Source organism: Mycobacterium malmoense, from assembly GCF_019645855.1.
Classification (GTDB): domain Bacteria; phylum Actinomycetota; class Actinomycetes; order Mycobacteriales; family Mycobacteriaceae; genus Mycobacterium; species Mycobacterium malmoense.
The window spans coordinates 215,889-229,630 of record NZ_CP080999.1 but is presented as its reverse complement, the minus strand read 5'-3'; the positions used below and the strand labels follow the sequence as shown (position 1 = coordinate 229,630).

The window sequence follows — 13,742 nt, the reverse complement described above, 5'->3', positions numbered from 1 at the left end:
AACCTGTGCTTATATGGGATTTTTTTAGCCTGGAGTTACCCCCCCCCCGGAATTTTAGTTCAATATGAAACTACCAGCGGACAACCATAATCATGAATTTGCTCGATCACGCCGGACAGAGCAGCAAACCCCCGATACCGGGACTCCCTCGGCCCCGCGCCGGGCTTATCCAGGCGCTCCGGTCCCGAAAACCATCCGCGTCTTCGACCACCGGGGCACACCTCGGTTCGGCGGAAATTTTGAGCAACCGGTTTCGCGGCGCCGCCGCGCAGCCTGGGTACTCGCCTCCGCGATGCCGGAGCCCGCTTGGCTAGCCGAAGGGACTTGAACGTCGGGCAGCCCTAAGGCGCGATGTCGGGTGAAACGCACCACGTCACCGGCCTTTCCAGGCCACGTGTGGACAGGTGCCGGAGACGCCAGGAGTATAGGCGCGGTAGACGAAAATGAAGGGCGGCTAAATGAAGGTTCCCGGTATAGCCAGCGTCATCGCTGGTGTGACCGACGGAGCCGTGCAGGCAGTGCGAGCCGGTGTGTCCACTGCGGCTGGCGCTGCAGGCGCCGTGCAGACGCTGGCCAGTCCGGTGGTGGAGCTGGCCGGCCCGGTGGTTCAGTCGATGGCGCACACGACGGGCCGGGCAATAGGGATAAGCATTCCGTCCAACGGCCCCGCCAACGGTGTCGCGCCGCCGGTGCGCTGGCAAAGCGGGCGGCGAGTGCACCTGGACCTGGACCCCTTGCTGCCGTTTCCCGGCTGGCACGAGCATGCGCCGGCGGTGGAGGAGCCTGTTCGCAGGATTGCGGGGGTGGCCACGGCCCATGTCGAGGGCGCACTCGGCCGGCTCGTGGTCGAATTCGAGAGCGACGCCGACAGCGACCTTGTCCTGGACGAGGTGCGGGAAACGGTTTGCGCCGTGGCCGCCGACCTCGCGTCGACCGGGCCGAAATCCGCGCCTCGGACCGCGCCGTTCGCCGACCCGGGTAACCCGTTGGCGATCCTGGTGCCGCTCACCGCCGCGGCGATGGACGTCGCGGCGATCGGTGCCGCGGTCACCGGCTGGTTGGGCCGGCTGCCGGTCGCGCCGCGCAGCGCGCGTGCCGCTGCCGCTCTGCTCAACCATCAACCGCGGGTGGTGGCCGTCCTGGAATCGCGGCTGGGTCGAGTCGGCACCGACATTGCACTCAGCGCTTCGACGGCGGTGGCCAACGGGCTGACGCAGGCGGTCGGCACACCGTTGCTGGACCTGGCGCAACGCGGGCTGCAGATCTCCGAAGCGGCGGCGCATCGCGAGAGATGGCGAGAGCGCGAGCCAGAACTGGCTTCGCCCAAGCGACCGCAAGCTCCGGTGGTGCCCGTCATCTCGTCGGCCGGCCCCAAATCGCATGCCCCGCGGCATAATTGGGCGGCCGCAGCCGCGGGTGAGGCTTCACACGTCATGGTCGGTGGAGCGATCGATGCCGCCATCGACACCGCGAAGGGATCGATGGCGGGGCCCGTGGAAGAGTACGCGGGCCAGGCCGCGAACGCCTCGTTGATCGCCGCCGCGGGTGCGTTGCTGGCCGGGGGTGGCACCGAAGACGCCGCGGGCGCGCTCCTGGCCGGGGTGCCGAGGGCCGCGCACGTGGGCCGGCAGTCGTTCGCCGCGGTGCTGGGCCGCGGGCTTGCCAACACCGGACAACTGATCCTCGACCCCGGCGCCCTGCGCCGGCTTGATCGGGTGAAGGTGATCGTCATCGACGGGGCGGCGCTGCGCGGTGATGCCCGCGCCGTGCTGGAGGTGCGGGGAGACCTGCCCGGTTGGGACGAGGACCGGGTTTATGAGGTCGTCGACGCGCTGCTGCACGGTGAGGAGGCGCCCGAGCCGGACCCCGACGAGTTACCGGCGACCGGCGCCCACCTGCGATGGGTTCGGGCGCAGGGACCGTCGGCGGCGCCGGCCCAGGGGCTCGAACATGCCGACCTCGTGGTCGATGGCGAGCGCGTCGGCAGCGTCGAGGTTGGCTGGGAGGTCGACCCCTTCGCGATCCCGCTGCTGCAGACCGCGAACCGTACCGGAGCCCGGGTGGTCCTGCGCCACGTCGCCGGCACCGAGGATCTGACCGCCAGCGCCGCCGTGACTCACCCACCCGGCACGCCGCTGCTGCAGTTGGTGCGCGACTTGCGCGCGGATCGCGGGCCCGTCCTGTTGGTCACCGCGCTGCACCCGGACTTCGCCTCGACCGACACCTTGGCGGCGCTGGCCATCGCCGACGTCGGGGTGGCCCTCGACGATCCGCACGCGGCGACGCCGTGGACCGCGGACATCATCACCGGCACCGACCTTGCCTCGGCGGTGCGTATTTTGTCGGCGCTGCCGGTGGCCCGCGAGGCCACCGAGTCGTCGGTGCGACTTGCCAAGGGCGGCAGCACGTTGGCCGGGCTGTTGCTGGTCACCGGCAACCCCGGCACGGCCAACCCGTTGGCGCTGCAGCGCTGGCTCAATCCGGTCAACGCCGCCGCCGTGGCCGCATTGATATCGGGAGCCTTCTCGGCCACCCAGGTGCTCCGGCTGGCCGATCCCACGCCGCAACCACTGACCGCCTGGCATGCCCTGGACCCGGAAATCGTCTACTCCCGGCTGGCCGGACGCACACGACCCCTGGCCGTCGAGCCAGGTATCGCGCCCTGGCGGCAGCTCCTCGACGACCTGTCCTACAACCCGGTCGTCGCGCCGCTGCGGGGCCCGGCAAGCCAGGTGGGGCGGCTGCTGGCCGCGACGCGGGCCGAGCTGGCCGACCCGCTGACACCGATCCTCGCGGTGGGGGCGGCGGCCTCGGCGATCGTCGGCAGCAACATCGATGCGCTGCTGGTCGCCGGCGTGATGACCGCCAACGCGATAGCCGGCGGGGTGCAGCGGTTGCGGGCCGAGGCGGCGGTCGCCGAGCTGTTCGCCGAACAAGACCAACACGCGCGTCGCGTCGTTCTCCCGACGGTTGCGACCGCACACCGCCGCCTCGAGGCGGCCCGTTCCACCGAGCGAACGGTCACGGTGAGCGCGAAATCGCTGCACCCGGGCGACATCATCGACCTGGCCGCCCCGGAGGTGGTGCCGGCGGACGCACGGCTGCTGGTGGCCGAAGACCTCGAAGTCGACGAGTCGTTCCTCACCGGTGAGTCGCTGCCGGTGGACAAGCAGGTCGAGCCCGTCGCCGTCGCCGACGCCGACCGGGCCAGCATGCTCTTCGAGGGCAGCACCATCGTCGCCGGGCACGCTCGGGCGATCGTCGTGGCCACCGGCGCGGGCACCGCTGCGCAACGGGCGATTTCGGCGATCGCCGACGTCGAGTCGGCGGCCGGGGTGCAGGCACGATTGCGGGAGTTGACCAGCAAGGTGCTGCCGTTGACGCTTGCCGGCGGCGCGGCCGTGACGGGTTTGGCGTTGGCGCACCGCGGGTCCCTGCGGCAAGCGGTCGCCGACGGCGTCGCCATCGCCGTGGCGGCCGTCCCGGAGGGCCTGCCGTTGGTGGCCACCCTGGCCCAACTTGCCGCCGCCCAGCGGTTGTCGCGGCGAGGGGCGCTGGTGCGCACGCCGCGCGCCGTCGAAGCGCTAGGCCGGGTCCAGACGGTTTGTTTCGACAAGACCGGCACACTCACCGAGAACCATCTGCGCGTGGTCTGCGGAGTGCCTCACGCCACCAACGCAAAGGGCCCATTCCCCGATGCGGGCGATCCGCGTGCCGCCGAGGTGTTGCGCGTCGCCGCGCGCGCATGCACCCAGCCCCACAACGGACAGGGACACGCGCACGCCACCGACGAGGCCATTCTCACCGCAGCCAATTCTCTTGACAGCCAAGGTGGTCCGGAGTGGACCGTGCTCGCGGAGGTGCCGTTCGAGTCCAGTCGCGGCTACTCCGCCGCCATCGGCACCACGAGCGGCGATCCAACGGGGCCGATGCTGATGGTGAAAGGAGCCCCCGAGGAGATCCTGCCGCGCTGCCGGTTCGCCGACCGGGCCCCTCAGGACCATGCGGAGTCTTTGGTGCTGCACCTCGCCGAGCAAGGCCTGCGCGTGCTGGCGGTGGCGCGGCGCCGCTGGGACCACGGGCTCACCGAGGAAGACACCGATGCCGACAACGTCGACGCGGCCGCGCGTGATCTCGAGTTGATCGGCTTCGTCGGTTTGGCAGACACCGCACGGGCGTCGGCGCGGCCGCTGATCGAGGCGCTGCTGGACGCCGGTCGCAGGGTGGTGCTGATCACCGGCGATCACCCGATAACCGCACGGGCGATCGCACGTCAACTGGGCCTGCCGTCGGATGCGCGCGAGGTAACCGGTGCCGAACTCGCCGCCCTCGACGACGATGGTCGAGCCAAACTCGCCGCCGACGTCCAGGTCTTCGCCCGCGTGAGCCCGGAACAAAAGGTACAGATCGTCGCGGCGCTGCAACGCGACGGGCAGGTGACCGCGATGATCGGCGACGGGGCCAACGATGCCGCCGCGATCCGGATGGCCGACGTGGGCATCGGGGTGAGCGGTCGCGGTTCGTCGGCCGCGCGCGGGGCAGCCGACATCGTCTTGACGGACAACGACCTTGGTGTGCTGCTCGACGCATTGGTCGAAGGCCGCGGCATGTGGGGCGGGGTGCGAGACGCGGTGAGCATCCTGGTCGGCGGCAACGTCGGCGAAGTGCTCTTCACCATCATCGGTACCGCGTTGGGCACGGGCCGGGCGCCGGTGGGCACCCGTCAACTGCTGTTGGTGAACCTGCTCACCGACATGTTTCCCGCGCTTGCGGTTGCCGTCACCCCGCAATACCCCCAGCCCGAAGAGGACGAGGACGAGATCGACGCAGAGGAGTTGCAACGCGCATTCCAGCGTGCGGCGCTGTCCGAACCCGCGCCTTCGCTCGACGCGCCGCTCATGCGCGAGATCGTCACCCGTGGCGTCGTCACGGCCGCCGGCGCGACGGCCGCATGGGCCATCGGGCGTTGGACGCCGGGCACCGAACGGCGCACGGCGACAATGGGTCTCACCGCGCTGGTGACCACGCAGCTCGCACAAACCCTGTTGACGCGCCGCCACAGCCCGCTCGTCTTGGCCACGGCGCTGGGCAGCGCGGGCGTCTTGGTCGCCATCGTCCAAACCCCGGGCGTCAGCCAATTTTTCGGCTGCACACCGCTGGGGCCGGTCGCCTGGTCGGGCGTCATCAGTGCGACGGCGGGAGCCACCGCCGTCTCGGTGCTGGCGCCCAATTGGTTGGCCAAGAGGGTCGCGGCCATGGAGCCAAAGCAAGAGGTATAGGCGACTTTTGAATGCGATATCACGTGCGATAGCACATTCGCGGATCGTGTAATGGTCGGTGCACGGTGCTGATGTGACCCATGTGGCTGGTTGAGGCCGCGAGGTCATGGCCTCAGCTCGGCAACTCCCTGCGCACGACCTTGCCCGCGGGATTGCGTGGAATGCTGCCGACGATGTGGACGTCTCTGGGTTGTTCGAAGCGAGAAACCTTGTCCTTCAAGTACTCCCGCAACGCCGGCACATCGATGCCGCTCCCCGGATACACGACCACGAAGGCGGCCAATCGATAACCGAACCGCTCGTCGGGGACACCGATGGCCGTGCTCTCGGCGACGTCGGGGTGTTCGCCGAGCGCATTTTCGACCGCGCGCGGATAGACGTTCTCTCCGCCGGAGATGATCATCTCGTCTTCGCGACCGACGATGAAGAGCCGGCCGGCGTCGTCGAGATAGCCCATGTCGCCCGTGCTGGTCATGCCGTCGGCGACGGCCTTAGCGCCGCCCGCCGTGTATCCCTCACTCGCCAGCGCGCCGCCGACGAAGATCCGTCCGATGACGCCCGGGTCGACGGGTCCGTCGTTTTCGTCGAGGATTCGCACCGGGCAGCCTGCGACCGGTTTTCCGACGGTTTCGGGAGCGTCCCGCAGGTCGACCGGCGTTGCCAGGGCACCGATTCCGGCCTCGGTGGAGCCGTAGCCGTTGTAGAGGATGTCGCCGTAGGCGTCCATGAACCGCTGCCCGAGGGTTGGATCGAGCCGGTCCCCGCTGGAGAGCACCACCCGCAGGTACGGCACCGGGTTTCGCGCCCGCACGCGCTGCGGCAGATCGAGGATGCGCGCGAGCACGACCGGCACCGCGGTGAACGCGTCGGCGCGATGCAGCGATGCCTGCGCGAGCGCCGCTTCGGCGTCGAAGCGGCGATGCGTGAGGACCGTGCCGCCGAGGGCGACCGTGAGCATCAGCATGCCAAGGCCGAGCCCGTGAAACATCGGCATTGCCACCGAGATCCGCGATCCGGTACGCAATCGGGTGCGATCGAGGATCGTCACCCAGACGCCCACCGCCGAACGCAGCCGCGGTGAACGCGGCACTCCTTTGGGCTTGCCGGTGGTGCCCGACGTCAGCAGGACGATCCGGCCGGGCGCGGTCACCCCGGGTCTCGAGGGTCGCGGATCCGCCTCGCGCGCAGTGATCTTCGCCGGGTCGATGACGACGACCGATGCATCGGCTTCATGGGCGGCGTGCACCCGCTCCGCGAATTCGTCGTCGGCCACCATCGTTGTGATCCGGTGTGCGCTCATCGCGGCCGCCAGCGCATCGACGCGGAAATCCGTATTGACGAGCACAACGTCGGCGCCCACCAGGGCGGCGGCGAAGAAGGCCGCGGCGAAGCCCCGCCCATTGCGACACATCACCCCCACCGCGTGACCGGGTCCGACGCCATCCCCGGACAACTCACGGGCAAGGAATTCGGTCTTCAACTGCAGCTCGCGGTAGCTGAGGGCGCCGTCGTCGTCGACGATGGCGGCCCAGTTTGGCCATCGAGTCGCCGTGACCGCCAACAGGGTGTAGGGGTTCGTGCCGCCGCGGCGGGCCTCGCGAATCAGCCGGAAACCGGCGGCCGGGGAAGGCGGACTCAGCAGTCGGGAGCGCAGCAGGGCCCGGGCCGCGGTGGCGACCACGCCGTCCTCGGACACGAAAGCGGTCATCGTCGGGCCTCGTGGGCACCGGAATCGGCGAAGAAGCGGCGGTGCCACAGCCGGGCCGCGCGGTCGGCGGGCCCGGCCAGCAGCACCGACGCCAGCTCGGCCGGCAAGACCCAGGGCGGTTGGTTGGTGCGGGGCCGTTCGATGACCGCCTTGGCGATCGCGTCGGCGGCCTGGTCGGGAGACAGGCCGGGAAGCCGGCCCAGGATCGGCGTGGGTGCGATCATCCGGGTGCGGACCAGCGCGAAGTAGACCGACGTGACGTCCACACCGTCGGCGTGCAACTCCGGTGCCACGCTGCGCAGCCAGAGATCGAAAGCCCCCTTGGAGGCCTGGTAGGCGCCCCATTGCGGCCCGGGCACCACACGCACACCGACGCTCGAAACGTTCACGATTAGCCCGCCGCCGCGCTCGCGCATGGCCGGTAGCAGGCCCAGCAGCAGCCAAATCGGTCCCAGGTAGTTGATGTCGATGGTGCGCTGAAAGTCATGCGGGCGGTCGTACTGGTGATGCAGCGAACGGCGCAGCGACTTGCCGGCGTTGCTCACCACGATGTCGACCGGGCCGTGGTTCTCGGTGACCTGCTTCGTCAGCACGCCGACCGCCGTCTCGTCGGTGAGATCGGTCGGGTAGGCGACGGCCCGGCCGCCACCGGCGTTGATCGCGGCCGCAAGGTCGTCGAGCCGTTCCTCCGACCGGGCAACGACGAGCACGGTCGCTCCCGCGGCGGCCATTTTGCGGGCCGTCGCCTCGCCGATTCCATAGGACGCGCCGGTCACCAGGACGGTCTTGCCGGACACGGCGCCGCGCAGACTGTCGGGATCCGACACCCGCGCCGGATTGGCCAATCGGCCGGTGGCCCCTGCAAAGGCCTGTTTGACGGCCCGCGCCAGCACGTTCACGTTCACCCGCATTCACCGGATTGCACGCCGAGGGTTGCGCCTCGACCGGCTACGGCCAGCAGACCACACCGAAGTCCGGATCCGCGCTCCGGCCCGGCGTTTAGCCCGAAGTGACCTCGTCTAGCTAACACGTCACACCCCGAGTCGAACGGCAATCCACTCTCAACCCGCTTAGAAGGGTGCGCGAGCGTTTACGGGCCTGCAATAATTGCCAGAAAAAGTCCACTGTTTAGGTCACCGTATGTAAGGGCACCATTGCGCCATGAAAGCACGTCACCTCACCCGTCTCCTTGGTCCTGCAGTAGTCGCGGCGTCGGGGCTTAGCGCTTCCATCCTCGCCCCAGCCGTCCCCTCCGCCTCCGCGCAGCCGTGCCCGGACGTCCAGGTGGTGTTCGCCCGCGGCACCGGTGAGCCTCCAGGCGTCGGCCCCACCGGCCAGGCATTCGTCGACTCGCTGCGGTCGCGGGTTGGCGCAAAGTCCTTCGACGTTTATCCGGTCAACTACCCCGCCACCAACGACTGGGACACAGGCCTCGACGGCATTAGGGACGCGGGCGCTCACGTCGTGTCGATGGCGAAGGACTGCCCCAACACCAAGATGGTGCTCGGCGGTTATTCACAGGGCGCGGCCGTGATGGGCTTCGTCACCTCGGCCGCCGTACCCGATGGGATCGATCCGGCGACCGTGCCGAAACCGATGGAACCCGACGTGGCCGACCACGTCTCCTCGGTCGTGCTCTTCGGCACGCCAAACCTCCGGGCGATGAACTTCCTCGGCGAGCCGCCGGTTGTCATCGGCCCGCTCTATCAGGGCAAGACCATCAAGGTATGCGCTCCCGAGGATCCGGTCTGCTCTGACGGAGTGAATTTCGCGGCGCACGATGCGTACGCGGACGACGGGGCGATGATCGACAAGGGCGTGGCCTTTGCGGCGGGTCGCCTTGGCGGAGGTTCTGGCGCGCCGGTGACGGTCGCGTCTCCTGGCGGAGGCTTTGGTAGCTAAGCTGATCGATCTCAGCATGAGCTAGTCCCTGATGACGCCCTTGTTGCGCATGAGGTGATCCGCCAGGAACCCGTCGTGCGGGATTCCGGGTGCCGCGTGGAAGGTTGGATGGCGGCCGCAGTAAACGTTGGTGACCGTCGGTTCGGCGAGCAGGTCGTCGATCAGCTCCTCGTCGCCGGTGATCGCGGTGACCACCAACGAATGCCGCAACGGCCGAGTGCCCGCGCCGCGCGACCACGACGACACCCACACGCACGGAAACGGCAATTCGATGTTGAGCTTGTCGGTGAGCTTGCCGGAGCCGGGTTCGGCCACCACGTGCACGGCCGGACGCAGCGCGGCGCAGCCGTCGTCCAAAGCGGCGACCACCTGGTCGGCGCCGAGCAGCGGCGTCGTACCCGCGGCCTTGATCGCCAGGTGGTTCGCCAGCGCCCGCGCCTTGTCGATGGGCCGGGTGGGCAGGGTCGCGCGCTCGTCCTCGATGGGCAGCGTCGGGATCGTCGCCAACCGTTCGGCGATCGCCCGAGCTAACGCGGCGGGGTCGCCCTCGTAAAGCACCGCGGTGGCGTTGACGCACGCCGTCCCACCCAGGTTGGCGATCGAGTCGACGACGACGTCGATGTAGTCACGCCAGTCCCGGTCGGCCGTGATCAGAACCTTGGCGCGTCCCGGCCCGTTGACCACCACCGTCGGATCGTTGGCGTACTTGTCGACCACGTCCTGGCCGCCATACACCATGGCAAGGTCGGCCGACCGGATAATCTCGTCGGCGCCGCCATGGTCGGTGGGCAAATAAACCGCATCTTCGGGCCGAAACCCCGCCTGGCGCAAGGCGTTGACCAACCGGTGCGCGGTCAGTGGCTCGCGGCGCGAAGGACGCACCGCGACCCGGTAGCCCAGCGCGAGCGCCTGCGGCCACGCGCCGTGCACGCCCGGGCCGTTTCCTGCGGCGTGCACCGCGAAGACCTCTCCGCGCCGCGCCCACACCGCGCTACCGGTGCGGGTGCGCCCCTCCCGCCAGTCGAGCGCGGCGCCCGCGGGCCGAGCCGGCCGCACCGCCTCGAATGCCGACGCGACGGCGCCGGCAACGCCGCGCGCCCCCGCGCGGGCAACCGCGATCGGCAGCCCGGAAATTTGGCTGGCCAGGCGAACGTAGCTTTCGAAATCCAGCCCGCCTATGACGGCGGTCGAAAAGACCTCGGCCGCCCCGGCCAGCGCCGCTTCGCGCTGCGCCACCGGCAGTGGCCCGACCTTGCGCTGCGCGCCGATGGTGCGCGAAACATATAGCGGTGGAACAATACTCAACTCGGCAACCGCGGCGCCGGCGGTGCTCTTGATGACCTCACGGCTGCGGGTCCGATACTCGCCGCCCGCACCGAGCGCGTCGATAGCCACCAAATCCGTTGTGATGCTTGCTCGTTCGTGCCCCATGCTCAGTACACGCCTTCGATGACGGCCTCGCCCTCGAAGGTGGTCACCGGCCGCACCTCGCTGACCGAGTCGCTGAGCCGCGCCACCGGCCCGGGCATCCGGATCGCCAGATCGCGCTCCAGGTTGTTCGGTATGAACATTCCCTTGCTGATGTGGTTCATCACCACCTGGCCCCGCTGCCCGTACGGCACCTGTTCTCCGGTGTCGGGATCGACCACCCAGAACACGACGTAGGGTATCCGCGGGTCGAAGACAAACGCGTCGCCGTCGGTGGTCCGGGTGACCGCTTGCGAAAGAACCATGGTGCTGCCGAAGGCCATGGTGATCGTCGTGTTCGGAAAGGTCTCCCGCAGCAGGTCCAGCGTGTCGGCATCCACATGCGCACCGCTGAGCAGCAGGTAGCGGATCTTGTCGTTGACCAAGTCCACCACGTCGTCGTTGCGGGCAATGGCCGCGAGCAGTGGCGGCGTGGTGTGCAGATTCGCGACGTCCTGCGTCTCCAGCACGAACACGGCCTGCTCGACGACATGGTCGACATAGGCGGCCACCTCGGCGGCCGCGTTGCGGGCGGCGGCCTTCTTCACCCAGCGAGGGTCGATGTCGATCGCGTGGAACACCGCGCCCAACCGCTCGGAGACCAGGCGGGAGAAGTAGCCAACGCCGTGCGGGCCGCTCGGCATCAGGCACAGGAAGCCGCGGCCCGGCACAAAGCCACCCGTGGCGAAGTCCTCGGTTTGCCATTGGACAACCTGGGCGATCCAATCCGGCAGCTGCACCGTCCGTTTCGGAGCGCCGGTGGTACCGCCGGATTCGAATATCTGGGGCAGCGGCGCCCGGGATCCCTGAGACCGGTACCCCCGTGGAATCAGGTCCTCCACCGGTACGCTGCGCAGTTCGTTGACGAGGTTGGGAAACATCCGCAGATCGGCGAACGTTTTGACGTCGGCCAACGGATTGAAGCTCAGCGTCCGAGCGGTCCGCAACCAGAACGGGCAACCGGTGTCCTCACCGAAGTGCCAGGCGATCGCCGCGCTCAAGTAGGCCTCGGGGTCGTCGACCGGCACCGACCTGGGGACGTCCAACAGCGAAAAATCGCCCATGTCTTCGATCCTGTCGCATGCCGGACGACCCCGCCAGGCATGCCCGCCCTCCGCCGGGCGTACAACAATTGAACGGTGTCCCACCCGACGGCAAACTCTCTGTGGCTGCGCGGTTTTCAGCGGTTTTCAGCGGTTTTCAGCGAGAAGCTAGCTCGGGCGATCGAGGATTGCGCCGTGGCGTGGGCATCACGACTTCACAAATGCGCGAGCGTGGCGCAGAGTCGGAGGAGAGCGGCGGGAGCCCATCGAGAGCGAGGAAGACGAATGCGCTATATCGCCCTGGAGGAAGCGTTTTTCATTCCCGAGTTGGCCGAGCGACAGCCCACGTCGGCCCACCGAGAATTGATGCGGCGGATGAAGCCCGCATCCGGCGAGCGGTACGAGCGCCGGCTGCCCGATTTCACCGAATTCCGGCTGCCGGAGATGGACGACGCCGGCATCGACATCCAGGTGTTGTCCCTAACAGCCCCGGGTCTGCAGGTCGACATCGACGCCGAGCGGGCCCGCGCCAACGCGCGGTTCTCCAACGACTACCTGGCGAAAGTCATTGCCCAACATCCCGATCGGTTCCGCGGGTTCGCCGCCTTGCCGCTGCAGGACCCGGCGGCCGCCGTCGCGGAACTGGAGCGGGCCGTCAGCCAGGACGGATTGTGCGGGGCGCTGGTCAACGACTGCGTCGGCGGCCCGGGCGGCCGCTATTTGGACGCACCCGAATACGACGAGCTGTGGTCGGCGATCGAATCCCTTGGCGTGCCGCTGTATTTGCATCCCGGGACACCACCGGCCGACCACTGGCGGGTCATCGATGGCCGTCCGGAGCTGTACGGGGCCACCTGGAGTTGGGCGGCCGAGGTCGGCGGGCATGCGCTGCGGATCCTGTTCGGCGGCGTGTTCGACCGGCACCCGGGAGCGACGCTGATCCTGGGGCACTTGGGTGAGTTCTTGCCGTTCCAGCGCAGCCGACTGGACTCCCGCTACGCCACCGTGGCGATAGAGGCGACGACCGCTCCGCTGCAGCGCCCGCCTTCGGCGTACCTCGGCACCAACATCGTCTTCACCAACAGCGGAGTGTTCTCCCCGGCCGTCATGCTCGGAGCGGTGCTGGAGGTCGGCGCCGACGCGATCATGTTTTCCGTCGACTATCCCTACGAATCCTCCTACGAGGCGGTCGACGGATTCGAGCGGACGACGCTGAGCGCCGCCGACCGGGAGAAGATCGCGCACGGCAACGCCGAGCGCCTGCTGCACATCGGCTAAGCCGCGTGGTTGTGCAGCCCGCGCGGGTCGACGCCCGCGCGGCGCCACGCCTCGGCCGCCCAGGGCAGGTAAAGGAACCGAAGGGGAAGCCGGTTGATGAGCGGATTCAGCGCACGCATGACGGCGGCGAACCGCTGGAATCGCTTCTCCTTCTTCGCATCCCAGTCCAGCTGGCACACCTCGCGCATCTGCGGCGGCAGCGTTCCGACCAGGACCAGGCGGGTATAGGCGTTGAGCGGCGCGGACAGGATCGTCCAGACCGGCTCGGGAATCCGGCGCGGGCCCGGTATTCCCTTCCTGATGTAGCCGGTGCCGTACAGGACGGTCTTGTGCGGGACGAACCGCTCGAGCATCTCGTCCCAGTAGGCGAGGAAATCGTCATACGTCTGCGGCTGGCCGCGGTCGCTGACCCCGTAGAGGGTGTACCAGATCTTGCCCTCGTCGAAGATCCGCTCCTTTTCCGCGCGGGACAACCGGCGGATGAACGTGTCGGTCGTGTAGATGACCTGGTCGACGAAGGTGGCGTGCGCCCAATAGAACAACTCCGGATTGAGCGCGTGATACCGCGAGCCGTCGCTGATGGTGCCTTTGATCGGCTTGTGGAAATCGCGGACCTTGCGGCCCCAGGTGTGGGGGTCGTCGGAATAGACGGTCTTCATCAACGGCGGCGCCGTTCGCCTCGCCCGTCCCAACGTATCGCTGAAAATCACCGAGTGATCGAGCACACCCTGGGCGAGCTGCTCGATGCAGTTCTCCACGCCCGCCGTGCGCTGGAACCCGAAGAACTGCGTGCGGTGATCGCCGTAGAACTTCCAGATCAACGAGTCGGGCCCCAACCGCGAGGCGTCGGCGGCTGGCCCGGCTGGCCCATCGGTGGGCATGGGCACCGCTTCGCGAACACCACTGTCGAAACGGGCTCCCGCGGTTGGCCCCGCCAACTGGTCATGCTGGGCGGCCATGCCGACCTCCTTGCGACAGGTTCAAGCTATGAAACGATGGCACAAACTAGTATCTTTGTTTCAAAGTAGCAGCCGGTCAGGTACGTCCGCAAAGCAGGTGGGTTCG

8 protein-coding genes are annotated in these 13,742 nt (G+C 68.5%); 3 read left to right on the top strand and 5 right to left on the bottom strand.

Annotated features, from left to right (window positions below):
* The first annotated feature begins 458 nt into the window (after nucleotides 1-458).
* Nucleotides 459-5,279 (top strand): cation-translocating P-type ATPase, encoded by a 4,821-nt coding sequence (locus K3U93_RS01080; RefSeq protein ID WP_083008969.1) that lies wholly within the window; start codon nucleotides 459-461, stop codon nucleotides 5,277-5,279.
* Nucleotides 5,280-5,391: 112 nt separating this feature from the next.
* Here K3U93_RS01080 and K3U93_RS01075 read toward each other — a convergent pair whose 3' ends face one another.
* Both K3U93_RS01075 and K3U93_RS01070 read right to left on the bottom strand, forming a co-directional pair.
* Nucleotides 5,392-6,987 (bottom strand): AMP-binding protein, encoded by a 1,596-nt coding sequence (locus K3U93_RS01075; RefSeq protein WP_420915369.1) that lies wholly within the window; start codon nucleotides 6,985-6,987, stop codon nucleotides 5,392-5,394.
* Complete coding sequence (locus tag K3U93_RS01070) at nucleotides 6,984-7,898, bottom strand: SDR family NAD(P)-dependent oxidoreductase (RefSeq protein ID WP_083008966.1); 915 nt, start codon at nucleotides 7,896-7,898, stop codon at nucleotides 6,984-6,986. The genes K3U93_RS01075 and K3U93_RS01070 overlap by 4 nt, the downstream gene beginning before the upstream one ends.
* 250 nt (nucleotides 7,899-8,148) lie before the next feature.
* On the opposite strand from K3U93_RS01070, the gene K3U93_RS01065 reads away from it, so the two are divergent.
* Entirely contained in the window at nucleotides 8,149-8,889 is a 741-nt protein-coding gene (locus K3U93_RS01065; RefSeq protein ID WP_071512663.1) for a cutinase family protein, read from the top strand.
* Nucleotides 8,890-8,910: 21 nt separating this feature from the next.
* Here the strand turns inward: K3U93_RS01065 and K3U93_RS01060 are convergent, their stop codons facing one another.
* Together K3U93_RS01060 and K3U93_RS01055 are read right to left on the bottom strand one after the other, a co-directional pair.
* Entirely contained in the window at nucleotides 8,911-10,287 is a 1,377-nt protein-coding gene (locus tag K3U93_RS01060; RefSeq protein WP_083009161.1) for an aldehyde dehydrogenase family protein, read from the bottom strand.
* Between the two features lie 35 nt (nucleotides 10,288-10,322).
* Nucleotides 10,323-11,420, bottom strand: coding sequence for an AMP-binding protein (locus tag K3U93_RS01055; RefSeq protein WP_083008963.1), 1,098 nt, complete (start codon nucleotides 11,418-11,420; stop codon nucleotides 10,323-10,325).
* Nucleotides 11,421-11,684: 264 nt separating this feature from the next.
* Between K3U93_RS01055 and K3U93_RS01050 the strand changes: the two genes are divergently transcribed.
* Nucleotides 11,685-12,677, top strand: coding sequence for an amidohydrolase family protein (locus K3U93_RS01050; protein ID WP_083008960.1), 993 nt, complete (start codon nucleotides 11,685-11,687; stop codon nucleotides 12,675-12,677).
* Here the strand turns inward: K3U93_RS01050 and K3U93_RS01045 are convergent.
* The gene (locus tag K3U93_RS01045; RefSeq protein WP_083008958.1) at nucleotides 12,674-13,636 is read right to left on the bottom strand and encodes an oxygenase MpaB family protein; all 963 of its coding nucleotides are present in this window, start codon (nucleotides 13,634-13,636) and stop codon (nucleotides 12,674-12,676) included. The two genes, K3U93_RS01050 and K3U93_RS01045, sit on opposite strands and share 4 nt — an antisense overlap.
* Between the last annotated feature and the right edge of the window lie 106 nt (nucleotides 13,637-13,742).

What these genes read in the sequence shown, in the direction of transcription:
- K3U93_RS01050 (WP_083008960.1), top strand. Translation starts at nt 11,685, where the DNA reads ATGCGCTATATCGCCCTGGAGGAAGCGTTTTTCATTCCCGAGTTGGCC.
- K3U93_RS01070 (WP_083008966.1), bottom strand. Translation starts at nt 7,898, where the DNA reads ATGCGGGTGAACGTGAACGTGCTGGCGCGGGCCGTCAAACAGGCCTTT.
- K3U93_RS01075 (WP_420915369.1), bottom strand. Translation starts at nt 6,987, where the DNA reads ATGACCGCTTTCGTGTCCGAGGACGGCGTGGTCGCCACCGCGGCCCGG.
- K3U93_RS01055 (WP_083008963.1), bottom strand. Translation starts at nt 11,420, where the DNA reads ATGGGCGATTTTTCGCTGTTGGACGTCCCCAGGTCGGTGCCGGTCGAC.
- K3U93_RS01045 (WP_083008958.1), bottom strand. Translation starts at nt 13,636, where the DNA reads ATGGCCGCCCAGCATGACCAGTTGGCGGGGCCAACCGCGGGAGCCCGT.
- K3U93_RS01065 (WP_071512663.1), top strand. Translation starts at nt 8,149, where the DNA reads ATGAAAGCACGTCACCTCACCCGTCTCCTTGGTCCTGCAGTAGTCGCG.
- K3U93_RS01080 (WP_083008969.1), top strand. Translation starts at nt 459, where the DNA reads ATGAAGGTTCCCGGTATAGCCAGCGTCATCGCTGGTGTGACCGACGGA.